This is a genomic window from Variovorax sp. CF313, from assembly GCF_000282635.1.
Taxonomy (GTDB): domain Bacteria; phylum Pseudomonadota; class Gammaproteobacteria; order Burkholderiales; family Burkholderiaceae_C; genus Variovorax.
Map to the genome: position 1 here is coordinate 100,721 of NZ_AKIW01000020.1, position 24,057 is coordinate 124,777.

Consider the following 24,057-nt stretch of genomic DNA (forward strand, 5'->3'; position numbering starts at 1 on the left):
GTCTAGCGAAGGAGGGCCATGGCGTGAGAGTCGTAGTAGATGCCATCGATGTGGCGCAGCACGGGCTCGGCAGCCAGCGCCGCCGCCGCCAGCCGCGCATCGTCGCCGTGCACCGACGCCAGCATCAGCCCCACCGGCAGTTCGCCCGGCGCATGGCATGGCAGGCTGAAGGCGCAGCCGTCAAGCAGGTTGATCGCGAAGGTGTTGCGCAGCAGCAGGCCGTTGGCCTTGAAGAAGGCCGCGTCTTCCGCCAGCGCATCGATGGGCGGCGCGACGATGGGCACGGTCGGACACACGAGGGCGTCGAAGCCTTCGATGGCGCGTTCGACGCGGCCGATCCAGTCGCGCCGGCGGTCTTGCATGGCGATGTAGTCGGCGGCGCGTACTTCAGTGCCGAGCGCGATGCGGGCGGCCACGCGCGAATCGAAGCCGCTGCGCTTTGCGGCGAAGCGCTCGCGATGCACCGCGGAGGCCTCGACCGGAGAGAAGCCGCCGGGCGCGTTGACGGTCGCGATCTCGGCGAGTTCGGCCAGCGTGATGTCCACGATCTGCGCACCCGCCGCCGAGAGCGCCTGCAGCGCGCGGTCGAAGGCGCGCGCCACCGCGGGCTCGATGTCGTCGAACATCAGCGTGCGCGGCACGGCCAGGCGCATGCCCTGCAGCGGACGGCGGCGCACCGCGAGCGGCGCGTCGGCAATGGCGGCATCGGCGATCAGGCAGTCTTCCACGCTGCGTGCCATGGCGCACACCGTGTCGAGCGAGCGCGCGAGCTCGAAGGCGCCCGTGCGCGGCACGCGCGACTGCGTGCTCTTGAAGCCGACCAGGCCGCACAGCGCGGCGGGGATGCGGATCGAGCCGCCCGTGTCCGAGCCCAGCCCAGCCACCGCGAGCCCGAGCGCCACCGACACTGCAGCGCCGGACGACGAACCGCCCGGAATGCGCGGCGTCTGTGCATCGGCCGGGTTGCGCGGCGTGCCGTAGTGCGGGTTGATGCCCACGCCGGAAAACGCGAACTCCGTCATGTTGGTCTTGCCGACGATGGCCGCACCCTGTGCGCGCAGCCGCGCCACGGCGGTCGCGTCGTGCGCCGCCGGCGCTTCGCCCGCGCAGACGGCGGAGCCCGCCATGGTGGTTTCGCCGGCCACGTCGTACAGGTCTTTCACCGACACCGGCAGCCCGGCGAGCGGGGCGGTCTCGACGCCGGCCTTGCGCGCCGCATCGGCATGGCGCGCGGCGGCGCGGGCTGCGTCGGCGTAAAGGCGCGTGAAGACATGCTGTGCAGCAGGCTGTTCAGCCGCTTCGAGCACCTCGTCGATCAGCGCCTCGTGCGACAGCTCGCCGCGCGCGATGCGCTCGCGCAGCGCCGTGATGGTGTTGCCGTTCTTCATCGTCATGCCACCACCGGCAGTGCTTCCACCGCGTAGCGATGCACGATGCGGCGCTGCAGCTTCGGGTCGTGCAGCTCGATCTCCATCTGCGTCGCGGGCCGGATGCCTTCGCCCTTGGCGTTGGGCAGCGCGCCCAGTGTGCCGCAGGTCATGAAGAGGCCCTCGGGAACCGCATCGGCACCGGGCATGCCGTCGCGCAGGCCCGCCAGCGGGCGGATCGATGCAAGCGTGCCGCGCTGGTAGTCGACCCAACGGCCGTCCTCCAGGATGCGCGAGCGCAGCTCCAGCGTGTCCTGGTGCGCCTGCACGTCGCGCCAGCGCCATGCGGTCTCGGCCACGGGCTTGGCGCACATCTGCTTCGACACCGCCACCGAGTAGCTCTCGACCTGCCGGTCGGTGTGGTCCGAGGCCACGCTCAGCCACCACTCGCCCTGCGAGAAGAAGAGCACCGGCTCGGCCTCGCCGGAGCTCTGGTCGCCCAGCGCCTCGATGGTGGGCGATTGCGTCAGCAGCTGGGCTGCCACGCGGTAGTACAGCGGCACGCTCGAAGGACGCGGCACGCCGAGCGCGGCCAGCTCCTCGATGTGGTGCTCGATGGCGGCGATGTCGCGCCCGGTCCAGCCCGCTACCACCAGCGCGCGCGGCGCGACGAGGTGCAAGGCGGTGGAGCGCGTGCCGTCGTCGGCGATGCTCTCGCAGGCGAAGCGCAGGCGGGAATTCGTATTGCTCGTCGTCATCGGTCAGCTCTCCAGCGGGCGCTTGGCGGTTTCGCGCGCCACCACCAGGGCGATCAGCGTCACGCACAGCGCGGCCACGACGTAGAACGACACGGCCACTGTGCTGCCCCAGGACTTGAACAGGCTCGCGATGATCAGCGGCGCGAAGCCGCCGCCCACGATGCCGGCCAGCGTGTAGGCCAGCGAGGCGCCCGCGTAGCGCACGCGGCCGGGGAACTGCTCGGTGACGAAGGCGGCCTGCGGGCCGTACATCATCGCGTGGATCAGCAGGCCCACCACCACCGCCGCGCAGATCGCGACCGGGTGCGCGCTGTTCATCAGCACGAAGAACACGAAGGCCCAGACCATGCCCAGCAGCGCGCCGGCGATGTAGACCGGGCGGCGGCCGATGCGGTCGGAGAGGCTGCCGAACCACGGCACCGCGATCGCGTTGCAGGCCGCGCCGATCATCGTGGCGGTGAGCGCCAGCGGGCGCGACAGGTGCAGCACCGTCGTCACGTAGGTCAGCGTGAACACCACCACCAGCGCATACAGCACGTCGGAGCCGATGCGCGAGCCGCCGGCCACCAGCAGGCGGCGCCAGTGCTGCGTGAGCACTTCCTTGATGGGCGTCTTGGCGGTGGCCTTCTTCTCTTCCATCTCGCGGAAGACGGGCGTCTCGTCCACGCCCCGGCGCAGCCACAGGCCGAACAGCACCAGCGCGACGCTGGAGATGAAGGGAATGCGCCAGCCCCAGCTCTGGAAGTCCTCAGGGCTCAGCCAGGCCGACACGATGGCGATGAAGCCGGTGCCGATCAGCGTGCCGCACGACGGGCCGACCTGCGTGAACGAGGCATTGCGGCCGCGCTCGTCGGGCTTGCCGTGCTCCATCGACAGCAGCACCGCGCCGGCCCATTCGCCGCCGAGCGCCACGCCCTGCACGAAGCGCAGCGCCACCAGCGCGACGGGTGCCCAGATGCCCCAGTTCGCATAGGTGGGCAACAGGCCCATCAGGCCGGTGGACACGCCCATGATGACCAGCGTGGCCACCAGCACGAAGCGCCGGCCCAACCGGTCGCCGAGGTGGCCGAACACCACGCCGCCCAGCGGGCGCGAGATGTAGCCGACCGCGTAGGTCGAGAACGCGAGGATGGTGCCGGTGAGCGGGTCGAACGAGGGGAAGAACACCGCGTTGAAGACCAGCGCCGCCATGATGTTGTAGACGGTGAAGTCGTACCACTCCAGCGTGGTGCCGATGGAGCTGGCCATGGCCAGCCGGCCCATCTTCGCGGAGGCCGGCGCGGCCTGCCCGGGTGCCACGGAAGCCGCGGCGGGAAGAACATGTTCGGTCATTGGATGCCTTTGTTCGGTGAGGGGGGATGTGTGGGGGACAGAGGTCTGCTGTTTCAGGCCAGCTCGGCCGCGGTCAGCTTCCAGCCGAGCGCGAGCAGCCAGCCGCTGGCGGGATCGGCGTCGAATGCGGCGGCGGCCGTGGCGCGCGCGGCGCGGGCCGCGCCTTCGCTGCTGGTTTCGATCACCAGCAGCGGCTGAAGGACGCGGCCTTCGGTGGATTCGCGCGGCAGCGGCGTGCTGAGCGCAGCGTCGGGCACGAGCAGGTACGACTGCACGAAGCCTGCCTGCTCCTTCTTCAGCTGCGCGCTGGTGCTGGCGGCGGCTGCCACCTGGGCTTCGGCATCGGCGGCGGGCGCCAGGGGGAGCACGGCCACGTGGCTGCCGCTGCCGAAGCCGGTGACGGCACGCACGGCGCACACGCGGCGCATCGGCTGGCGCATGCGATCGAGGTTGGAGACCGACCACGGCGTCTGCTTCTCGAATGCGGCGCGGTAGCCGGGCGAGCCGAACACCGCCAGCGACTCGGTGCGGTACAGCCCCAGGTACTTGCGGCCGCCTTCGAGCGAGAAGTAGCGCGCGCCCGAGAGAAAGCCGGGAATGCGCACGCGCTCTTCCACATGCTCCAGGTCGTACCAGCGGTTGAAGTCGGCCTCGTCGGCGGGCTCGACGTCGGAGGCGACGAACAGCAGGCCGTTCACTGCTGCTGCTGCTGCTGTTGCGGAAGAAAGGGAGTCAGGGGGGGCATGACGGCGAAAGAGGAGCGGGCCTTCGAAAAAATGAAGGCGCGATCTTCCGCCGCGTGGTCGGGCTGTCACAAACGAGTTTTTCTGGGCGACAGCCACAAGAATTACTGGCCCCTTTTCGGGGCCGAAATGCGCCATCTCGAGGGTTAAGCCTCTGTGGTCGCGCTCCAGGTTGGTGCGATGGCCGAGGTGGTGAACTGGTCGGAGGCCCGGCAGGCCAGCTCGGCCACGAGCCGGATGGCGTCGGAGTCGGCGGCTTCCAGGTGGCTCACCACGATGCGCTGGGGCGAGATGAGCGCGTCGCACTCGATGATCTTCACGTCGCCGATGGCCACGTATTCGTAGCAGGGCGGCAGCGGCACCAGCGCGTTGCCGAAGCCCGCCTTCACCAGCCGCGCCAGCGCCGAGATCGAGCTCACGCAGTGCACCTTGCCCAGCGGAATGCCCGCCGCGCGGAACAGGTTCTTCAACGCCTCGTGCGGCTGCGAGCCGGGGCTCATCGTGAGCACAGGCTGGCGCAGGAGCTGCTCGACGGTCTGCACGGGCTCCGCACCGGGCGCGCCCACCCAGCCCATGGACATCGGCAGGCAGGGTGTGCTCACGATGCCCGCGCCGGCGATGTGGTCGGTCTGCAGCGCGATGTCGAGCGCGCCCTCGCGCAGGCCGCGATGCAGCGCCAGAGTGGTCTCGGAGGTGAGCTGCACCTCGATGCCCGGATAGGTGGAGCGCAGGTTGGTGAGAAAGCCCAGCAGCCAGGTGTGGACCACGGTCTCGATGGCGCCGATGCGCACCAGCCCGAGGATGTCTTCCCGCGGCCGGCCGAGCGAGACGATCTCGCGCCGCAGCTCCAGCAGGCGCTCGCCGTAGTCCATCAGCCGCACGCCCACGGGCGTGAGCCGCAGTTCGCGCGCGTCGCGTTCGAACAGGCGCGCGCCGATGTCTTCTTCGAGGGAGGCGACGCGGTTGGACACCGCCGCTTGCGTGATGTGGAGCCGGTCGCTCGCCGCGCGGAAGCTGCCGAGCCGGGCGGCCCAGAGGAAGGCTTCTACAAATCTTGTGTTCATGAGGGCACCTGCGGGGCATTCTGCCCGCATCGCGCCCACAGGAGAACTTGCTTCCTACTTGTGCCTGCGTGTGGAAGGCTGCCGGCGCGGCGCCATCGGCGCTTATTCGCCGGTGTCGTAGAAGAACTCTTCCCGCACGATCTTCCCGTCCCTGACGGTGTAGAGCGCCATTTCTTCCATCGTGAAGCGGTGGCCATTGGACTTCATGGTCACGTCGAAGCGGAAGCCGACAATGAAGCGGTCGCCATGCGGCCATGGGCCTGCGACCTGCGCGGAATGCACCTCGTGGTTGGCGACCCACCAATCGCCCTTGGCCTTGATGGCCGCAAGGCCGGCCGCCTCGCGCGCCTGGCCGGGCGGCGCGCCGGCCTCGACGCTCACGGCCTCGGGTGCGTAGAGCACCTTGGCATCCTCGTATTTACCTTCCTTGCACAGCGCCACGAGCTTGTTGGCGATCTCCAGGGTGTCCATGCGTTTCTCCTGCACTGATCGAGGCGCGAGTGTAGGCCGGTGCGCCTGCCGAAGCTACATGCGTGTGTGTGTCTTCAGCAGGGGCCGGCTCGCTTCAGGTGCTGCTCCACCCCCCACCCAGGGCCTTGTAGAGGTTGACCATGTTCACGGCTTCCTTGAGCTGCAGCTCGATCAGCTGCTGCTGCTCGGAATAGAGCTCGCGCTGCGCATCCTGGCTGGAGAAGTAGTCTTCCAGGCCGCTGCGAAAGCGCGTGCGCGAGATGCGGGCCACGTTTTCCAGCGCCTGCACGCGGGACTGCTGCGCCTGCAGCTGCGGGCGCAGGTGGTCGCTGGCGATCAGCGCATTGGCGGTTTCGCGGAAGGCCACTTGCGCGGCGGATTCGTACGAGGCCATCGCTGCCGCAAGCCGCTCTTCGCTGCCCGTGATGTTGGCCGAGCGGCGTCCCCAGTCGAACAGAGGCAGCGACACGCCGAGCACGCCGGCCCAGCTCCGGCTGCCGCTGCTCAGCAGCGTCGACAGCTCGCCGCTGACGCCGCCGGCGAGGGCCGTCAGCGAGATGGTCGGCAGCATGGCCGCCTTGGCCGCGCCGACGCCCGAGTTCGCAGCCTCGACGCGGGCATAGGCCGCGAGAAGGTCGGGCCGGCGCTGCAGCAGGCTGGACGGCAGGCCCGCCGCCACGGATTCCGTCGACTGTTCGGGCCAGGGGCGCGCGGCGCCGGTGTCCGGCGACACGGGCTGGCCCACCAGCACGTTGAGCCCCTGCAGGTCCTGGGCAACGCGCATGCGGTATTCCTCCTGCCGCACGCGGGCGTTCTGCAGCAGCGACTGCGCGCGGAAGACGTCCAGCTGCGCCGCACCGCCCGCGGCCTTGGCGCGGCCGATCATGTCGGCGTTGGAAGACAGCGAGGCCTCGTTGGCACTGGCCAGGGCGAGCTGGGCGCGGTCGGCGCGCAGCGTGAGATACGCATTGGTCACTTCGCCTACCAGGCTCATGCGGGCTGCGGCGTAGTCCTTGTCGCCGGCCTCGGCGAGGGAGCCGCTTTGCTGGGCGGTGCTCTGCTGGCGGCCGAAGAAGTCGAGCTCGTACGACGTGACGCCGGCCTGCACGTCGAAGCTGTTCGAGATCCGCCCGTCGGACGGCACGTTCCCCACCGGGCTGAGCGAACCCTGTGTCGTGGTCTGGGCGCGCTGTGCATGGCTCGACAGCCCGATCTGCGGGAACAGCGAGGCACGGCTGCCCGCGTAGGCCGCGCGGGCTTCGCGCGCACGGGCCGCATAGACGCGCAGGTCGCGGTTCTGGTTCAGGGCAGTGGCGATCAGGCCGCGCAGTTCATCGTCCCGCACGAAGCTGCGCCAGTCCGCGGGCTCCGATGCCGGCACCGCTTGGCCGGCGGGCCAGCTGGAAGGCACCGCCAGGTCGGGCTGCTTGAGCGGCGGCGTGAGGTTGCAGCCGCTCACCACCAGCAGGAGGCCGGCCGCCAGGACGAGCAGCGACAGCCGCAGGAACAGGCGCACGAAGCCGGCGCCAGGCGCACGGAACCCCGCACTCGCGAGCAGCGCCGAAGCCGCCCCCCACGGGCGCACCTGCACCGCGACGTGGCTCGGCAGCACGTTGAAGACATGGCTCACCAGTTGCTCGCGCTGCGTCTCGGTGCCGGCGAAGCGCAGCTCCGCGCTGGTGCGCCTGCGACCGGCGACGAGCGCGGGCAGCCAGCCCACCGCATCGACGTAGACCTCCAGGGCCTGCCCCACGCGCAAGCGTTTCAGCAGGGCGCCGCCTTCGAGCAGCGCCCCGTCCACGGCGATATTGACGAAGCGCGAATCGCCTTCGCCCGTCGCCGTGCGGACCCGCGTCGCGGCACGCCAGGGGAAGCGCTCTTCCTGGTCGGGCCGCGGCAGGTCGACGCAGGCGATGAGCGCGCCAAGGCACAGGATGAGCGCGATGCCGGTCCACACCAGATTGAGCTGGTCGCCCGGCGTGAGCGCAGCGCCGCTCATGACGGCCGATGCACCGCCGCCCTGCAGTGCGACGAGCAGCCCGCCGAACACGGCGACCAGCTTCCAGTGCACCACTGTCTTGGAGCGGTCCAGGCCCTTGGCGGTCACCTTGAAGGGGTGGCCGAAGGGCTTCAGCATCGCGGCGAGCAGCGTGCTGGTGACGGCCATCGCCGCCACGAGCTGGCTCACCTCGCTGAACACGGGCAGGCAGCGCCGCTGGCTGATCCAGTAGCTGTAGGCCCAGAACATCACGAGCGGCGGCAACCCGTAGGTTGCGAAGGCCTGCGGCGTCGCGTGGAAGACCGAGACGCCGGCATACCAGTACAACGCCGGCGCCACCATGATCATCGCCATGAACGGCTTGCCCAGCCAGTGCAGGAGCCCGTGCAGGAAATGCAGCCGCGCCGACAGGCTGTAGCCCTTGCCGCGCAAGGGTCCCTGGGGCAGCAGCGCAAGCTGCACCGTGCCGAGGCACCAGCGGCTGCGCTGGTTGATGTAGTCGACGATGCTCTCGGCCGACAGGCCGTGCGAAAGACGTTCGCCCAGCCAGCGCGTGATGTGGCCATGCCGCAGCAGCAGGTAGGTGGTGTGGATGTCCTCGCAGACGCTGCCGACGGGGAAGCCGCCCGCGGCCGTGATCAGGTCGCGTCGCACGATGAACGAAGTGCCCACGCAGAAGGCCGAGTCCACGGCATCCTTCGCGGGCTGCAGCACGTCGAAGAACACGCGCTGCTCGTCGACCCAGCTGTTGGTGGCGCGCAGGTTGTGCTGGATAGGGTCGGCGTTGTAGTAGAACTGCGGCGTCTGCACCAGGCCCACCTTGGGATCGTCGAACAGGCCCAGCATGCGGTAGGCGATCTGGCGCTGCGGCGCGAAGTCCGCGTCGAGCACCAGGATGAAAGGCGCGTTGGTCACCTCCGCCGACAGGCGCAGGCCGTTGTTGAGGTTGCCGGCCTTGGCGTGGCTGTTGTCGGGCCGCCGCGCGTAGTGCACGCCCCGGCGCTCGCAGTAGTCGCGCAGCCAGTCGCGGCGGGTGTCGTCCAGCACCCAGACCTTCAGTTGCGGGTAGTCGATGGCCTGGGCGGCGATGATGGTTTTCTCGAGCACGTCCAGCTCCTCGTTGTACGTGCAGATGAACACGTCCAGTGCCGGCACCTGCTCGCCGCGTCCGCGCAGCGCGGCCTCGCCGCGATCGGCCAGCCCGTGGTTGTCGCGCCGCCGCAGCAGCATGTGGATGGACATCAGCGTGTAGACGATGGCCGTCAGCTCGAAGACCAGGAAGACCCAGGCGAACAGGGTCTCGAAGCCGAGGTCCGAGGGCGGCATGGTCGCCACCACGCGCCAGACGGCGTAGCGCATCAGCAGCAGGGCGGTGAGTGCCCCGAACAACGCGCGGTGGCCGATGCGCTCGACGCGGCCCCACGTCATCAGGAGAAGCGCGAGCCCCGCCACGAGGGCATTGAGCTGGAACTCCGGCGTGGCGATCAGGTGGGACATGATGGATTGGCTCCGGTTGCGGCGGTCTTGCCGGTGAATGGGTTGAAGCCGGTGGCGGCCAATGCGATCCACGCAGTGGCGCCCAGGTGCGGCCAGTGGTAGTAGAAGAAGTCGGCGCCCGCCGAGTCGGGCCCGATGGCCAGCCCGGTGGAGATGCGGGGAGCGGGGGTGGCGTAGTACAGGCCGTTGTCGGCGCGTTGCGACGCCAGCAGGCGCCACAGCGCTTCGGGCGCCGCGCCCTTGCGGGCCACCAGCGTGGCGGCGACCTGCGCGCTGCCTTCGGTCCAGATGCCGTCGGGGCTGCGCGAGAAGCCGTAGCCTTCGCCGAAGCGATGGTTCTTCTCCACCCATTCGAGCCCCCGCATCCAGCCGCAGGAACGGTCGGTAGCCGCCAGCAGCGGCCAGAGCTGGGCATCGAGCCCGGAGCCTTCGGTGGCGATGGTGGCGCCGTCTTCCTTGGTGCCGATGTTGAAGCGCTGCTCGGACGGGTTCCACATGCGGGTCACGAAATCGAGCGCGGTGCGCGCCTGCTGGGTCTCGGCCTCGCCTTGCCCGCCGGCGCGCGCCGCCCACGCAGCGACCACCGCGATATCGATGTTGTGCTCGGTCGACTTCCAGGTCTGGGGGCGCTGCTTGTTGTCCCAGCCGTACCAGCCGCCGTTGTAGCCGTCGGGGGCGTTCCGGGCGCGCGTGCGCTGCTCGATCCAGCCGAGCAGTTTTCGCGCGCTCGCCAGATAGGCTGGCGACGGTTCGGCCTGGTTCAGGTTCAACAGCAGCAGTGCGGCCCATGCCACGTTGCCCGTCGCGGTGCTCACCTGGTAGGCGTCGGCGATCCATTGCTTTTTGCCCGCATCCCAGTAGCCCGGCAGCGCGGCCTTGTCCTCCGTCATCGGCCCGGCGCGATAGGCGTTGCGCACGCGCCCGTCGGCCACGTTCGGGTCGCGCTCGAGCGCGCGGACGATCGCGTCGCCGATGCGCCTGGCCGAGCCCGCGTCGCCGCATGCCAGCAGCGCGATGCCGGCCAGTGCGTTGTCGTAGGTGAAGGCTGCGCCCGCCAGCGCGGGTTCCAGCGGTGGCGTGCCCTGGCCGCCTGCGGCGAGCCTGTAGCTGGCAAGGAAGAGGGGGCCGGACGCAGCGCCCTTCTGGTCTTCGGCCACCGCCCGTCGCAAACCCTCACAGCTTTGCTGTGCGAGCCGCTGCTGCGTGGCACCGGGTTGCTCGGCGAGCGCCGGCGGCGAGGCCAGCGCCGCCAGGGCGGCCGCGCAATGCGCCAGGGCCAGGCCGCGGGGGGAAAAACGCATGCTTGTCTTTCGATGCAGGGCAGTTCATTGCCTGTACTCAGGACCTGAGGCTGGCCGAGACCACCTTGCCGGGCGCGCACAGGTTGCTCTCGCCGGCGGACTGCGCCTTCGGCGGCTCGTTGCTGTCGATGCGCGCCACGGCGTAGATGGAGCCCTGCTCGGCAAAGGGGAAGGGCACGCTGTAGGTGCTCTGCAGCGCGTCCGATGCCACCGGCAGCAATTGCTCCACGCGCGCCGGCACCGATGCGACGGCCTGGCCGACCTTCACGTCAAGCACCGAACCGATGCTCAGCCGCTTGGCCAGCCGGGCCGGAAACACCGCCACCACGCCCAGCCGGCTGCAATCGGTGACGCGCACCAGCGACTGTCCCGCCGTGACGTACGCGCCTTCGGGCGCCAGCACGGTGTGGACCTGCCCCGGCTGGGTGGCCTTGATCTCGTAGGAGGACAGTTTCTCCACCCGCTGGCGCTCCTCTTCCTCGAGCGCCGCCACCTGCTTGAGTTGCTGGAGGATGGCGGTGCCGTCCTGCCGGGCACGGTCGACACTGTTGCGCAGCACGCCGCGCCGGCTCTCCAGCGTCTGGAACAGGCTGTTGCCGCCTGTTCCCACGAAGGCGCCCTGTCCGGCGCTCGCCACCGTCTGGGCCTGCCCGGCGAAGGCCTGTGCCGCCACCGCGGCGTTGGCACGCGCCGTGTTCAGCTGGGCCTCGGACGCGTTCATCACCTGCTCGCTGATCGCCCCCTGTTCCAGCAGCGCCTGGTTGGTGCGGACCTTGTTCTCCTGCTCCTCCACGACGCTCTGCGCCACGTCGCGCTGGCGCTGGGCGATCTGCCAGGCCTCCCAGGCCTGGGCCAGCGAGGCCTCGCGATGGACATTGGCCTCATGGCCGACGAACTTCATTTCCTGGCTGTCGGCCTTGAACTGGTTGCCGAGCTGCGCAAGCTGGCTCTGCAGCGCGAGGTGCTGCGATCTCAGGGTGGTCAGTAATTCCTGGCTGACGGTCGGATTGCGTACCGTGGCCACGACGGTGCCGGCTTCGACCGCATCGCGCGTGTGGACCACCATCCGGGTGACCACGCCGTTGATCGGCGAGGTGATCAGCCCTACCGGCGCCTGCAACACGGCCCGGGTGGCCTGCGAGGACAGCAGCGGCTGGATCAGCGTCTCGACCATCAGCCACAGCACGAACGCGAGCAGCCCGTAGCCCGCGAGCTTGGGCACGAAAGCGCCCCGCTGCCGGTGGCGGCCGGACGAGCCGGAAGGTCGGCGTGCCGAGGCGCGGGCATTGCGCCTTAGGGCGCGGGAAGGACGGAACGAACCGGTTTTCGAGACATGCATACCAACCTCTCGTGGCGACGGCGCACGCCGGAACGTCGGCGTACATCCATGGGATTGAAGAGACTGCCCGCGGCCCTCACGTGGCATGCTGCAGTGCAATATAAAGGTAGGGCAAAACCCGGATTTGGGCTGCTTCGAGGCGAAACAAAGTGTGCAAACTTCACATTTCAACCACAGCGCGAGTCAGGCCAAAGTCCTACAAAGGCGTCGGATTGCGCGCCGTTGACGATCAAAAGGCGCACAGGCATGCCGGCCGAGGCGGGGCCGGGCTTCTCAAGGGAATGCGCGGGGTGGCGGCGCCTAAAGACGCCGATGGGCGGCCCTTGCTCTTCCGCCATGCGGGATGGCGGGAGGCGAACCGGCGGGGTATTCAGTAACGATGCTGACCGCGGCCGCACAACCTGGCCAGGTTGCGCCGCTCGCCGATCCCCCCGCGCTGCGCTCGCCCGCGGCCGGGGCGAAACAGCCGGATGCGCCGCGGGGTGCGGAGCCGGCCGGGGCGACGAGGTAAGGAAGCCGGAAGAAGCGCGGTGGACCGCTACTTCGCCGCTTCCACCTTCACCCGCGCATTCGGCGTCTCGCCGAACATCTCGGGCGCGTACATCGCCTCGACGCGGCTCGGGGGCAATGCGAAGTCGCCGACGTTGTTCAGGCGCACCGTGTATTCCATCTTCACGACGCCCTTGGGCAGGTACTCGTAGTAGCTGCGGAAGGCCTCGAAGCTGCGCTCCTCGAATGCCGGCCAGCCGGAGCCGCTCTTCTTCTCGCCCTGCGTGGCGATCTGCGAATCGCGACCCAGACCGCTGCCGAGGATGGTGGCGCCGCCGGGGATCGGGTCGCTGATGACGACCCAGGTCATGTCGGTGCTGGCGTTGACCTCGATGCTCACGCGCAGCACGTCGCCGCGCGTGTACTTGCCGGCCACGGCCTGCTCGACCGGGGTGATGGTCTTCTTGAGCGCATAGCCGGCCGCGAACGGCGCCTTCAGCTGCACGGCCGCGATCGACTGCAGCGTGAGCCACGGCTTGCCGGTGCCCTGTTGCGTGACCAGCAGCGTGTCGCGCACGGGTGCACCCGACGGCGATGCAGCCCACGGCAGGAACATCGTGTTGTTCTTCAGGTTGCCCGGCGAGGCGGGCGCGCCGAAGAAGGTGGTCTGGTTGGGCGCGCCGGTGGTGTCGCTGGTCTTCACGCGCTCGACCTTGCTCCAGTCGACCTGCGCCTTCACCGCGCCGAGCGTGGCGGCGGTGACGCCGGCCACCGGGGTGCTCTCGAACACCTTGCTGAATTTCTCCAGCGCCAGCCCGCCCCACAGGTTGGCGGTGGTGGTGTGCCAGGCGCCGTTCTGCTGGCGGCCGATGAAGCCGTTGGCGAGCTTGCCGATGTCGTCCTTCCAGGCCGGGTCGTCCATCACGCTGAGCAGCAGGCGGGCGGTGTTGACGTCGCCGTTGGTCATCAGCCACCACCAGTAGTCGTCCTGCTCGGTGCTGAAGATCAGCTTGGTGCCCTGGTACGACAGGCGCGCCTTCAGCACGTTGTTGGCTTCGTCCAGGCGCTGCTGTCGCTGCGGCACGTCGTTCACGCGCTTGAGGATGTTGAGCCAGTCGATCACCGCGCCGGTGGGCCACTGGTTCGGCGCGATGGTGATGCTGCCGACCATGCTTCCCTTGGCCTTGCCGTAGCGCGAGAGCGCTTCGAGCGCGGCGAGCTTGCGCACGTCCAGGTCCTTGCGCGGGCTCCAGAACTCGCGCGTGATGCGGCCTTCGACGAACGCGATCAGGCCCGACTCCATCGGCGCGCGCACGTCGTCGGCGAGCGCAAAGGCGGGGTTGAGCTGCGCGGCCTCGTTCGTCGCCGCGAGCAGGTACGAGGTGAGGATGTCGCTGCCGCGGTTGGCCTCGCCGTCGCGCGGCGGGAAGTAGTTGGCCAAGCCGTCGCTGTCGAGGTACGTCGGCAGCTGGGCCAGCACGCTCTGCCACATCTTCGCGTCGCGCAGGCCGACCGACTTGCTGGTCTTCTGCTCGAGGCAAATGAAGGGGTAGTTCGCGAACCAGTCGCGCACGCCCGGCAGGCCCTCGGCCAGCTTGGGCTGCAGAGACAGCTTGAGGCCGCCGCGGCCGGGGAGGGCGTCGGCGGGCGGTGCCACGTCGAGCGTGAAGGGGCCATCGAGCTGCACCAGCGTGGCCTGCTGCACCGTGAGCGGCACCGACGGGATGATGCGCTGGCGCACCTTGAGCGCGTCGCGCGCGCCGCCGATGGTGTCCTTGGCCTCGATTTCCCACAGGATGGCTTCGGCGCGCGTCTGCGCGAGCTGCGCGGGCGCGGTAACGGTCCAGGCCACCTCGCGTGCTTCGCCGGCCGGGATGTCCACGGTCTGCGTCTCCAGCGTGAGCAGGGTGGCGCGCGGCGTGGCCTCGACCTTCATCGGCTTCTGCGTGGTGTTGCGCAAGGTGATCTGCGCGCGGAACTGGTCGTCCTCGCGCACCAGCGGCGGCAGGCCGCTGATGATCTGCAAATCCTGCGTGGCCTGGATGCTGGCCTGGCCGGTGCCGAACAGGCTGGCGCCCGAATCGGCCACGGCCACGATCTTGAAGGTGGTGAGCGCATCGTTCAGCGGCACCGTCACCACGGCCTGGCCATTGGCGTCGAGCACCACCTTCGGGTTCCACACGAGCAGGGTGTCGAGCAGTTCGCGCGTCTGGCCCTTGCCGCCGCCACCGCCTGCGGGCACGGCCTTGCGCCCGTAGTGGCGCCGGCCGACGATTTCCATCTGCGCGGTGGAGGTGCTCACGCCCCAGCTGCGCCGCTGCAGCATGGCGTTGAGCAGGTTCCAGCTGTCGTTGGGCATCAGCTCCAGCAGGGCCTGGTCGACCGCCGCAAGCGCCACTTCGGCGCCGGCGGCCGGCTTGCCGTCGGGCAGCTTGGCGCTGATGGTGACCTGCGCCTTGCTGCGGATCGGGTAGCTGGGCTTGTCGCTCGTGACGGTCACGTCGAGCTGGTGGGCGCGCGTGCCGACGCGGATCTCGGCCATGCCGAGGCGGTAGGCCGGCTTGCTCAGGTCGACCATGGCGGTCGGTGCCACGTATTCCTTGCCTTCGTACCAGAAGGCCGTCCACCACTCGCGCGGCGACTTGAAGCCCCAGGTGAAGAAGCTGTACCACGGCACTTCGCGCAGGCGGCCGCGCAGGGCGAGCACGCTCACGTAGGCGTTGGGCCCCCATTCGGGCTTGACCTGCAGGGTGACGGTCGGGTCCTTGCCGTCGAGCTGCACCACGTGCGTCTCGATGATGCCTTCGCGTTCCACTGCGACCAGCGCGGTCGCGAAGCGGAACGGGCTGCGCACCTGGAACTTGGCGACTTCGCCGGGCTGGTAGCTCTTCTTCTCGGGCAGCACGTCGATGCGGTCGTTGTCCTCGCCGCCGAACCAGAGCTCGCCCTGCTTGGTCACGTAGACCGAGCTCACGGCCTTGGCGTCGCGGCCTTCGCCGTCGGTGGCGCTGGCGATGAGTTCGACCTCGCCGGCTTCCTTCAGCTCCGACTCGCACAGCAGCAGGCCGCGCGCATCGCTCTTGCCGCTGCAGACGGTGCCGATGTCCTTGGTCTCGGTCTTGTTGTCGTAGGTGTAGAAGCCGCCCACCATGCGCTTGCGGCTGGTGGTGGTGATGCGCGCCACGGCGCGCACGTTGAGCGTCACGTTGGCCTGAGGCTTGCCCGAGAGGTCGAGCGCGAGCGCCTGGAACTTCAGCTTCTGCGCAGTGGAAACCCAGCCCTCGGTCTTGATGCCGGCGATGACGGAGGCCGGCCACAGCGTCTGCGTGCTGCGGATGGTCTGCACCTCGCCGTTCGGGTCGGCGTAGGTGGCCTCCAGCAGCAGCTCGCGTGCGGCCTTGACCTTCGGCACCTTGTCGATCGTGACCTTGCCGGCGCCGTCCTTGTTCAGCGTGAGGGGCAGCTTGTCTGCGATCACGCGGGTGTCGTTCACGCTGTTGAGGTCTTCCTCGCCCGAGCCGGCCTCGGCCGCGGCGCTGACTGCGGTGGCGGCCTCGCTGCCGTCCCCCTGCGCTGCGCGCGGCGGGTTGAAGCTGAAGGCGTCGTAGTCGGAGAAGCTCAGGCTCTTGCCGCGCACCATGGCCGACACGCGCACCGGCAGGTTGGCGGCGCCGCCGCCGGCCACGTAGTTGATCTGCACGTCGGTGGGCACGCTGGTGGCGGCCACCAGCGGCTTCTTGTCGGTGGGCGCGATGCGGCCTTCGAGCACGGGCAGGCGGAACTCCTCGACGCGGAACATGCCGGTGGAGAAGCTGCGGCCGTAGCCTTCGTCGCCATCGCTTTCGCCCTCGCCGTTGGCGTCCTTGCCGCCGCCGGTGCGCAGCATCACCTCGTACACGCCGAGCTTGGCGGCCGGCGGAATGGGGAATGTGTTCTCCGCGCTCAGGCCGCCGGTGGCGGTCTTGCGCCATTTCAGCGGCTGCGTGAAGCGCTGGCCACTGCCCACGTGGGTGATGACCAGCGTGTCGGGCCGGTTCTCGGGCAGGCCGAAGCCCTTGCTGGTCTGCGTGCGGATCAGGCTCTTCATCGACACCGTCTCGCCGGCGCGCAGCAGCGTGCGGTCGAAGATCGTGTGGGCGACGCGGTCGGCCTCGGCCTGCATGCTGGTCGGCACGTTGAAGCGCCAGGGCTCGATGCCGCGCTGCCAGTCGCTCCAGGTGAAGGCGAGATCTTCCACGCCCTTGTCGTCCTTGGCGCGGGCGCTGACGAACCAGGCCGCCGTGTCGTATTCGTTCGGACCGTTGCACGACGGCGCCTGCGGCGAGATGCCATTGAGCATGACCACGCCGTTGGCATCGGTGGTGCCGGTGGCCACGGCCTTGCCGTCGCAGCCCGACACACGCACATCGGCGCCGGCCACGACCTTGCCCTTGTCCAGCGTGGTGACCCAGGCCATCGAGTTCTCGCGGCCCAGCTTGAAGTGCACCGCCAGGTTGGTGGCCAGCGCGGTGGTGCGCACGTACATCGTGCGCCCGGCGTTGTAGCGCTCGTCGAGCAGCGCCTCACCCAGCTTCTGCGAGGCGATTTCGAGCACGTGGAAGCCCGGCGTCAGCGGGATGCCGATGACCTCGAAGGGGCGCGGATCGCCGCTGTCCGACTTGGGCATGTCCAGCGCCTTCACGCCCGACTGGCCCGCCAGCAGCGACAGCATGCGGGTCTGCAGCGTGGTGCGGTCGTCCTTGTCGATGACCGGGGGCAGCGGGCCCTTCACGTCCTTGCGGGCCTGTTCGCGCGAGATGGTGAAGCTGTCGTAGCGGCGCACCTTGCGGAACCACGCGATGATTTCCGCGTCGGTCTTCGGGTTCATGTCGCTCACCTTGCCGGGCGTGAGGGCATTCACCATCAGCTTCGGCTCCACGCGGCGCACGGTGACCGGCATCATGGCCGGGGTGTCGGGCTCGGCCAGGCGCTCGACCACGCCGAAGGGCGAGGCGGCGAACTTGGCCAGCGGCGGCATCGCGCCGGTCGCCACCTTCAGCGGAAAGCTGCCGGGCGAGGCCAGCGGGCGGCCCGAGGCGTCCTCGAACTTCGAGGGCAGCTCGATGCTGAACTGCGCGCTCTCGGCCAGCGGCGGGCCGAAGTACACGCCGTTGACCACGTCATCGTCGCTCTGCGTGCTGCCTTCGATCTGGGCCTTGACGGTCTCACCCTTGCCCTTGAGCTCGATCTGCGAAGCCAGTTTGCGCGTGACCGGCGCGTTGAAGGTCAGCTGCATCGGGCGCAGCGGCAGGCAGCCGGCCTGCGCGTTCTCGCGCTCGCAGGTGAACGACACGGCGAAGGGCTCGCGCACCTGGAAGTCGAAGCGGCGTTCCACGTTGTTGGGCACGCCCGAGGGCGTGGCCACGCCCTTGCCATAGACGATCTGCACCTTCGCACCGGGCGTCAGCGTGCGGTTGCATTGCATCGTGACGAAGCGCAGCGGGTCTTTCTCTGCCGCCTTGTCGCGGCCGAAGGCCTTGAGCAGGCCGGCGCGCTGATCGCCATCGAGCAGCTTGACCGGAATGCGCTCGCCCACGCCGTCGGCCGCGCACCAGACGTTCTGGCGCACGCTGTCGAGCGTGGCCGCGCCGTTGAGCTCCAGCATGAACATCTGCTGCTCGTCGATGCGGCTGTAGCTGCCCGGCATGTAGTTGCGCACGAACGGGCCGCCGGTGTTGAACTGGTAGCGCTCGGGTCCGGTGAGTTCGCCGGACGCGGGCTTGAAGGTGGGAATGCGGGTGACCGTGCAGCGCACGCCGGGCGGCAGGTCGTTCTCGAAGTCGTAGACCCAGGCCTTGGCGTCGGTCCAGCGGCCGGTACCCTTGGCGGCCTGCGCGTCGGTGCAACTCACCGCAAGCGGGGCAGGGGCCTTGGGGTCGCCGAAGTTGACGGCCGCCTGGTCGAACTTGGCGACGACCTGGCGCACGCGGGCGACTTCGCCTTGCGGCGTGAGGCTGGTTATCTGGAGGGCAAAGCCCGGGGCGGCCGCGAGGACACCGCCAGCCAGGAGCAATGTTGGAAAGAAACGATTCACTTTTTTGTATCTCCACCTGAAGGCAGCGCGCAGCGTATCCGATTTGCGCGACGGTTCGGGAGTGCCAACAGTCATAGGCCGTTGGCTTGATCGCCGGGCGCGGCGGGCCTTACGCGGGCTTTACGCCGGTCTTCTTACAATCGGGGCCGTCGTGCGTGCGCCGCGCGGACCGCCACCAAGACCTCGCCGCCGACCGATGAAACGCTACTGGGAAATAGACGCCTTGCGCGGGCTGATGCTCGTGCTGATGACCGTCACCCATCTGCCCACCCGCTTGACCGATCCGCTGGGCCAGCCCTTCGGTTTCGTCTCGGCCGCCGAGGGCTTCGTGCTGCTGTCGGCCTTCGTGGCCGGGCTGGTGTACAGCCGCATCGGCTACCTGCGCGGCGTCGACTCGATGCGCCAGGCCTTCTGGCGGCGCGTGGTGAAGGTCTACCTGTGCCAGGCGGCGATCCTGCTGTTCCTGTTCACGGTGATCGCGGCGGTGGGGCTGCACATCGACCAGCCAGCCGTGAAGAACCTGGTGTCGTACTACCTGGCGGAGCCGCGCGACGGCTTCCTGTTCGGGCTGCTGCTGATCTACGAGCCGGCGCTGCTCGACATCCTGCCGATGTACATCTTCTTCATGCTCATGAGTCCCTGGGTGCTGGCCTTTGCCATGCGCCACGGCTGGACGGGGGTGATGGTGGCGAGCGCGACCGTGTGGGCGGCGGCGCAGTTCGGGGTCAGCGAATGGATCTATGCATTGGCTGTGCGCTACCTGGACGTGCCGGTGCCGTTCCATGAGATGGGCGCGTTCAACACCTATGCGTGGCAGTTCCTGTGGTTCGCGGGTCTGTGCATCGGCGCCACGCGCAGCGGGCCGGAAGCCCGGCCCCTGCGTTTTCCGTGGTGGCTGCTGATGCTTGCGGCGGGCATTGCGCTCTACGGGGTCTACTGGCGCCACACCGGCATCAACGGCCAGGCGCCGTTCGGCGGCGACGTCGAGCTGAACCTGCTGTTCGACAAATGGCAACTCGGCCCGCTGCGGCTGGTGAACCTCGTGGCGCTGTGCATCCTGGCAGTGCGCTTCGGGCCGTGGCTGATGCGCCGCATTCCGCGGCTGCGCTGGCTGGAGGCGATGGGTTCCGCCTCGCTGCCGGTGTTCTGCGCGCACCTCGTGGCGGTGCTGCTGGTGCTGGCCTTCTACGGCGACAACCAGATGGCGCGGCCGTGGTGGGGCGACGGCCTGCTGCTGCTGGCGGTGCTCTCGGGGATGTACTTCGTGGCCCGCTTCACGCGCGGGGCTGATGTGCCGCCGCCGGCGGACGACATGCCGTCGGAGACCGCGCCCGCCTGAGGTCTTTTCCTGGAACACCGTGGAACCGGCTTTACCGGGCCACTGGTGTTGCCCCCGGTAGGGGGAAGGCGCGCGCGACACGAAGTGCGCGAAGCCTGGGGGCGAGTCAAGGATTCGGCAGGTGCGGCGCAATGATCGAATGCCACAGCCGGTAGCCTTCGTCCGTCATGTGCAGCCTGTCGCCCCGGAACAGCTCCGCGCGCGGGCGCCCGTCGGCGCCCAGCATCGGCGTGTAGACGTCGATGAACTCGCTGTTGGGCAGCAGGTTCAGGTAGGCCGAGATCACGTGGTTGGTCTCGCGGATCTGCGGCATCAGCTGCTCGCGCGACGGGCTGGGCTTGACCGAGATGAAGCTGATGCGCGTGTCGGGCAGCTCTGCGCGCACCGCGTTGGCGAAGCGCGCGAAGCTGTCGAGCACCTGCAGCGGGGTGCGGCCTTCGGCCAGGTCGTTGTCGCCCGCATAGACCATCACCTGGCGCGGCTTGTAGCGCACCACGAGGTCGCGTGCGAACAAGCTGCAGTCGGCCAGCGTCGAGCCGCCGAAGCCGCGGTTGACCACGCCGCCGGGCACGCGCGCGAAGTCCTGCGAGAGGCGGGTCCACATGCGCACCGTGGAGCTGCCGACGAACACCACGCCGCCGGGCGCCGGAAAACGCTCCTGGTCGGCGCGCGCGAAGGCCGCGAGCTCGTTGTGCCAGCGCTCCTTGGCGGCGAGGTAGTCGCGCGCGGACGCGGCCTCGGCGGCGGCGGTCTCCGATTCCTGGGGAAAGAAGGCGGACTGGGCATGCGAGGCGAGTGCCGCAGTCAGCAGCGCGACCGCGGCCAGCGCGGTTTTCATCGAAGGCATCGGAAGGGCAGCAAACAGGTCAGATGGTTTTTTCAATGAGGGCGCCGTGGAAGAGCACCGGGCCGGTCGGGCCGCCCTCGCTGGGCACGCCGCCCTTCGGTTCGAGACTGATCGCCAGGGCCGGCACGCGCACGTCGGATTCTGACGCAGCCAGCCGCAGCGCGGGCGCCTTGTCGAGCACGCCCAACGAACGCGGCGCGCCGCCCGGGGGCAGGGCCCAGAGCTGCAGCGACTTGTCGTTGCCTTCGTCGAAGCCACCCACGCGCTGCAGCACCAGCTGCTTCTTCTTCGGATCGAAGGTGACGAGCATCGAGGGCGCGGCCTTGTCGTCGTTCAGCACGGCCACGTACTGCACTGCCGGGGCGTTCTGCAGCTGGTCGCGCAGGTTCAGCCCGACCACCACGGCCAGCACCGTGGCCAGTGCGCCGGCGGCCGTGGCGCCGCGCCACAGCGCAAGGCTGCGCAGCCAGCCGCCTTGCGGCTGCGGCTTGCCGGCGGCGGCATTGCGCTGGCGTTCGATGGCGAGCGCGGACTGCTCGGCGGCGATCGTGTTGCGGATGCGGGTCCATACGGCCGGGTCGGGCACGACCGGGGACTGCATTTCGGTCATGCCCGCGAGCCGGCTCTGCCAGACCAGCGCGGCGGCGCGTACCGGCGCCTGTTCGCGGGCCAGGGTCTCGAAGCGGCGGCGGGCGCCACCGCGCAGCGTGCCGAGCGCGTGGTTCGCGGCCAGCAGTTCGAGCAGCTCGGGGTGTGCGAGGAGATTCATGGGAGGGCCGCCTTCTTCTTCGCCATCGCTCTCACGCAAAGCGCCCCATGCAGATGCGCAGCTTTTCCAGCCCGCGCCGGATCCATGTCTTGACCGTGCCCAGCGGCAGCCTGAGCTGCTCGGCCAGCTCGCCGTGGCTCATTTCGCGCAGGTAGGCCAGGCTGACCACCTCGCGCTGGCGGCCCTCGAGCTGGCTCAGGCACTGGTGCAGTGCCCAGGCCTGCTCGCTGGCATCGGCAGTGTCGGCGGGGCTGGGCGCATCCGATTCGAACTGGTCGGCCATGAGTTCGTCGAATTCCTGGGTCAGCCGGGTGCGGTCGGCGGCGCGGCGACGCAGCAGGTCGAGCGCCCGGCTGCGCACGATCAACCCGAGCCACGCGAGCGGAGGGCTGAGCGAGGCGCGATAGTCGCCGGCGACTCGCCAGACAGTCAGGAAGGCTTCCTGGAGCACGTCCTCGGCCCATTCGCGCTGCCGCACCACGCGCATCGCGAGGCCCATCAGCTTGGGCGAGGTGCGGTCGTACAGCTGGCGCAGGGCGGCTTCGTCGCGACGGCCGATCCGGTCGATCAGTGCCATCAGTTCGGCGTCGGGGCTGGGTGCTGGCATTCGGGGATTGTCGGGCATCGATGCACATGCCCGGTATACGGGGCTCCCGGGCGGCCGGATTCAGGGGCGCGAGCTCGTTTCGATGCCTCCAGGAAACATTCGGCAACGTATACTGCCCCGCAAAATCAAGAGGGATGCGCGCAGGCGCGGGCGGGAAGAAATGAAGCAAATTGCGATCGTGATCGCGCTCTGCGTGGGCGCGTGGTATTTCTTTATCGGCGGCCGCAAGCTCGACGAATCGATGGTGCGCGACTTCTACCAGAAGGAAGCCCACGCCATCTATTCGCGCGACGCCGAGATGCTGTGCAAGCAGCTCAGCCGCAAGGCCCGGATCGAGAGCAAGACCACCATGATGGGGAAAACGGTGGAGCGCTCCCACAACCGCGACGAGGCCTGCCAGGCGAACCGCGAGGCCTTCGAGACCTTCAGCAGGGTCGGCGAGCGCATGGGCGGCATCCTCACCATCGAGTACGACTACCACATCGACACCATCGAGGTGGCCACCGACCGCAAGAGCGCGACCGTCACGGGCACCAATGTGCTGAAGATGGGCGAGTCGCTGCTGCAATACAAGACCAGCTTCACCCAGCGCCTGGAGCGCGAGCTCGGCCAGATGCGCCTCGTTCATGCCGACGAGGTCACGGTGATGCGCATCGGCGGTGCCGGCGCCATGAGCCAGAGCGAGTTCTTCCGCAAGTAAGCGGATACAGGCACAAGAAGAAAAACAGGAGGAATTGCCATGATCGCCGTCAAGGATTCGCTGCCGCCGCCACCGCCGTTCTGGCGCCGGCTGAACAGCTTCTTCGCGTTCCCGTTCCAGATGCGGCCGCTGGCCTATGGCTTGCTGCTGTCTTTCTGCAGCCTGCTCTTCGATGCGATCTTCTTCCTGCCGGATGCGCTGGCGCTCTTCGTCATCGAGGTCGGCATCATGCTGGCGGCCAGCCGATACGGCTTCAAGATCATCGCGCTGGGCGCGCGCGGCATTCGCGATTCGGCCGACTTCGGCCGCGAATCGAGCGACGACTGGACCTACCTGCCTTGGAAGCTGTTCGCGATCACGCTGGTGCAGGCCTTCCTGATCGGCTGGCTTGCCTGGTATGCGCCGATCCTGGGCACGGTGGGGCTGTTCGTCATGTCCTTCACCTTCCCGGCGGCGGTGATCGTGCTGGTGCAGTCGGCCAGCTTCTTCCAGGCGATGAACCCCGGCCACGTGATGGACGCGATGCGCACCATCGGCTGGCCGTATGCGCTGCTGTGCTTCTTCCTGTTCCTGCTGAGCACGGGCGCGCAGGTGGCGCTGTCGCTGCTGCTGCCGATGTTCGACGGGCGCATTGCGCTGCCGGTCGTCAACTTCGCGTTCATCTACTTCGGCTGGGTCATGGCGAGCTTGCTGGGCTACGTGATGTTCCAGCACCACGACGCCTTCGGTTTCGACGCGGTGCCGGGCAGCGAACTGGGCGACGGCTCCCCGGTCGACCGCCGCACGCCCGAGCAGATCGCGGCGCAGCGCATCGACGCCGAGGTGGCCCACCTGATCACCGAGGGCGATCTCGCGGCCGCGCTGGGCACGGCCTACGAGGCCCAGCGCACGGCCGCGTCCGACGACCTCGCGGCGCAGCGCCGCTACCACCGCGTGCTGGCGCTGATGCCCGAGAAGAAGGACACCATGCTCGACCAGGCGCGGCGTTTCGTCCCGCTGCTGATGCGGCGCGACCTGGCCTCGGAGGCGCTCAAGGTCTTCAAGGCCTGCAAGGAGAAGGACAAGGCCTTCGCGCTCGACGACGCGGCGATGGTGGTCGCGATGGCGCGCGCCGAATGGCGCAGCGGCGACGCGCACGCCACGCTGGCGCTGCTGTCGGGCTTCGACAAGCGTTTTCGCGGCCACGAGGCGATTCCGCAGGCCTACGAGCTGGCGGCGCGTGCGCTGGTGCAGGGGCTGGGGCGCTCGGACATGGCGCAGCCCATCCTGGCGACGATGGAGTCGCGCTACCCCGACAGCGAGCAGACGCAGGAAGTGCGCTGGCTGCTGCGGCCGGCGGCGGCCGCCTAGTTCTTCAGGCTC

General features: G+C 69.1%; 16 protein-coding genes. 3 read left to right on the forward strand and 13 right to left on the reverse strand.

The window, feature by feature from the left end; translation table 11 throughout:
• Positions 1–2 precede the first annotated feature (2 nt).
• The 10 genes from PMI12_RS06705 to PMI12_RS06750 all read right to left on the reverse strand — a co-directional run bounded on the left by PMI12_RS06705 (position 3) and on the right by PMI12_RS06750 (position 18,433).
• A complete protein-coding gene (locus tag PMI12_RS06705) occupies positions 3–1,394 on the reverse strand; it encodes an amidase (protein ID WP_007830426.1) in 1,392 nt (463 codons plus the stop codon).
• A complete protein-coding gene (locus tag PMI12_RS06710; RefSeq protein ID WP_007830427.1) occupies positions 1,391–2,125 on the reverse strand; it encodes a DUF2848 domain-containing protein in 735 nt (244 codons plus the stop codon). The genes PMI12_RS06705 and PMI12_RS06710 overlap by 4 nt, the downstream gene beginning before the upstream one ends.
• A 3-nt stretch (positions 2,126–2,128) precedes the next feature.
• Positions 2,129–3,457 (reverse strand): MFS transporter, encoded by a 1,329-nt coding sequence (locus PMI12_RS06715; RefSeq protein WP_007830428.1) that lies wholly within the window; start codon positions 3,455–3,457, stop codon positions 2,129–2,131.
• 53 nt (positions 3,458–3,510) lie between these two features.
• Positions 3,511–4,155 carry a DUF4286 family protein gene (locus PMI12_RS06720; RefSeq protein ID WP_007830429.1) on the reverse strand — a complete coding sequence of 215 codons (645 nt, stop codon included), beginning with the start codon at positions 4,153–4,155 and terminating at the stop codon, positions 3,511–3,513.
• Positions 4,156–4,346: 191 nt separating this feature from the next.
• The gene (locus PMI12_RS06725; RefSeq protein ID WP_007830430.1) at positions 4,347–5,264 is read right to left on the reverse strand and encodes a LysR family transcriptional regulator; all 918 of its coding nucleotides are present in this window, start codon (positions 5,262–5,264) and stop codon (positions 4,347–4,349) included.
• Positions 5,265–5,366: 102 nt separating this feature from the next.
• Entirely contained in the window at positions 5,367–5,735 is a 369-nt protein-coding gene (locus PMI12_RS06730) for a nuclear transport factor 2 family protein (RefSeq protein WP_007830431.1), read from the reverse strand.
• Between the two features lie 94 nt (positions 5,736–5,829).
• Positions 5,830–9,231, reverse strand: coding sequence for an efflux transporter outer membrane subunit (locus PMI12_RS06735; protein ID WP_007830432.1), 3,402 nt, complete (start codon positions 9,229–9,231; stop codon positions 5,830–5,832).
• The gene (locus tag PMI12_RS06740; RefSeq protein ID WP_007830433.1) at positions 9,219–10,532 is read right to left on the reverse strand and encodes a hypothetical protein; all 1,314 of its coding nucleotides are present in this window, start codon (positions 10,530–10,532) and stop codon (positions 9,219–9,221) included. The genes PMI12_RS06735 and PMI12_RS06740 overlap by 13 nt, the downstream gene beginning before the upstream one ends.
• A 37-nt stretch (positions 10,533–10,569) precedes the next feature.
• Complete coding sequence (locus PMI12_RS06745; protein WP_237726054.1) at positions 10,570–11,754, reverse strand: HlyD family efflux transporter periplasmic adaptor subunit; 1,185 nt, start codon at positions 11,752–11,754, stop codon at positions 10,570–10,572.
• A 655-nt stretch (positions 11,755–12,409) separates the two neighbouring features.
• Positions 12,410–18,433, reverse strand: a complete 6,024-nt coding sequence (locus PMI12_RS06750; protein ID WP_007830435.1) for an alpha-2-macroglobulin family protein — start codon at positions 18,431–18,433, stop codon at positions 12,410–12,412.
• A gap of 196 nt (positions 18,434–18,629) precedes the next feature.
• Between PMI12_RS06750 and opgC the strand changes: the two genes are divergently transcribed.
• Positions 18,630–19,772 (forward strand): OpgC domain-containing protein, encoded by a 1,143-nt coding sequence (gene opgC, locus PMI12_RS06755; protein WP_007830436.1) that lies wholly within the window; start codon positions 18,630–18,632, stop codon positions 19,770–19,772.
• 106 nt (positions 19,773–19,878) lie between these two features.
• Here opgC and PMI12_RS06760 read toward each other — a convergent pair whose 3' ends face one another.
• The 3 genes from PMI12_RS06760 to PMI12_RS06770 are packed head-to-tail and all read right to left on the reverse strand — an operon-like array spanning position 19,879 to position 22,013.
• Positions 19,879–20,610: an SGNH/GDSL hydrolase family protein gene (locus PMI12_RS06760; protein WP_007830437.1), complete on the reverse strand. Its 732-nt coding sequence runs from the start codon at positions 20,608–20,610 to the stop codon at positions 19,879–19,881.
• Positions 20,611–20,638: 28 nt separating this feature from the next.
• Positions 20,639–21,388 (reverse strand): anti-sigma factor, encoded by a 750-nt coding sequence (locus PMI12_RS06765; protein ID WP_007830438.1) that lies wholly within the window; start codon positions 21,386–21,388, stop codon positions 20,639–20,641.
• Positions 21,389–21,419: 31 nt separating this feature from the next.
• Entirely contained in the window at positions 21,420–22,013 is a 594-nt protein-coding gene (locus PMI12_RS06770; protein WP_007830439.1) for an RNA polymerase sigma factor, read from the reverse strand.
• 142 nt (positions 22,014–22,155) lie between these two features.
• Here PMI12_RS06770 and PMI12_RS06775 point away from each other — a divergent pair, with 142 nt between their 5' ends.
• Together PMI12_RS06775 and PMI12_RS06780 are read left to right on the forward strand one after the other, a co-directional pair.
• Positions 22,156–22,695, forward strand: a complete 540-nt coding sequence (locus tag PMI12_RS06775; RefSeq protein WP_007830440.1) for a hypothetical protein — start codon at positions 22,156–22,158, stop codon at positions 22,693–22,695.
• Positions 22,696–22,734: 39 nt separating this feature from the next.
• Entirely contained in the window at positions 22,735–24,045 is a 1,311-nt protein-coding gene (locus PMI12_RS06780) for a hypothetical protein (protein ID WP_007830441.1), read from the forward strand.
• The last annotated feature ends 12 nt before the right edge of the window (positions 24,046–24,057 follow it).

Coding starts and splice junctions, on each gene's coding strand:
- PMI12_RS06705 (WP_007830426.1), bottom strand. CDS start 1,394: ATGACGATGAAGAACGGCAACACCATCACGGCGCTGCGCGAGCGCATC.
- PMI12_RS06710 (WP_007830427.1), bottom strand. CDS start 2,125: ATGACGACGAGCAATACGAATTCCCGCCTGCGCTTCGCCTGCGAGAGC.
- PMI12_RS06715 (WP_007830428.1), bottom strand. CDS start 3,457: ATGACCGAACATGTTCTTCCCGCCGCGGCTTCCGTGGCACCCGGGCAG.
- PMI12_RS06725 (WP_007830430.1), bottom strand. CDS start 5,264: ATGAACACAAGATTTGTAGAAGCCTTCCTCTGGGCCGCCCGGCTCGGC.
- PMI12_RS06730 (WP_007830431.1), bottom strand. CDS start 5,735: ATGGACACCCTGGAGATCGCCAACAAGCTCGTGGCGCTGTGCAAGGAA.
- PMI12_RS06735 (WP_007830432.1), bottom strand. CDS start 9,231: ATGTCCCACCTGATCGCCACGCCGGAGTTCCAGCTCAATGCCCTCGTG.
- PMI12_RS06740 (WP_007830433.1), bottom strand. CDS start 10,532: ATGCGTTTTTCCCCCCGCGGCCTGGCCCTGGCGCATTGCGCGGCCGCC.
- opgC (WP_007830436.1), top strand. CDS start 18,630: ATGAAACGCTACTGGGAAATAGACGCCTTGCGCGGGCTGATGCTCGTG.
- PMI12_RS06760 (WP_007830437.1), bottom strand. CDS start 20,610: ATGAAAACCGCGCTGGCCGCGGTCGCGCTGCTGACTGCGGCACTCGCC.
- PMI12_RS06765 (WP_007830438.1), bottom strand. CDS start 21,388: ATGAATCTCCTCGCACACCCCGAGCTGCTCGAACTGCTGGCCGCGAAC.
- PMI12_RS06770 (WP_007830439.1), bottom strand. CDS start 22,013: ATGCCCGACAATCCCCGAATGCCAGCACCCAGCCCCGACGCCGAACTG.
- PMI12_RS06775 (WP_007830440.1), top strand. CDS start 22,156: ATGAAGCAAATTGCGATCGTGATCGCGCTCTGCGTGGGCGCGTGGTAT.
- PMI12_RS06780 (WP_007830441.1), top strand. CDS start 22,735: ATGATCGCCGTCAAGGATTCGCTGCCGCCGCCACCGCCGTTCTGGCGC.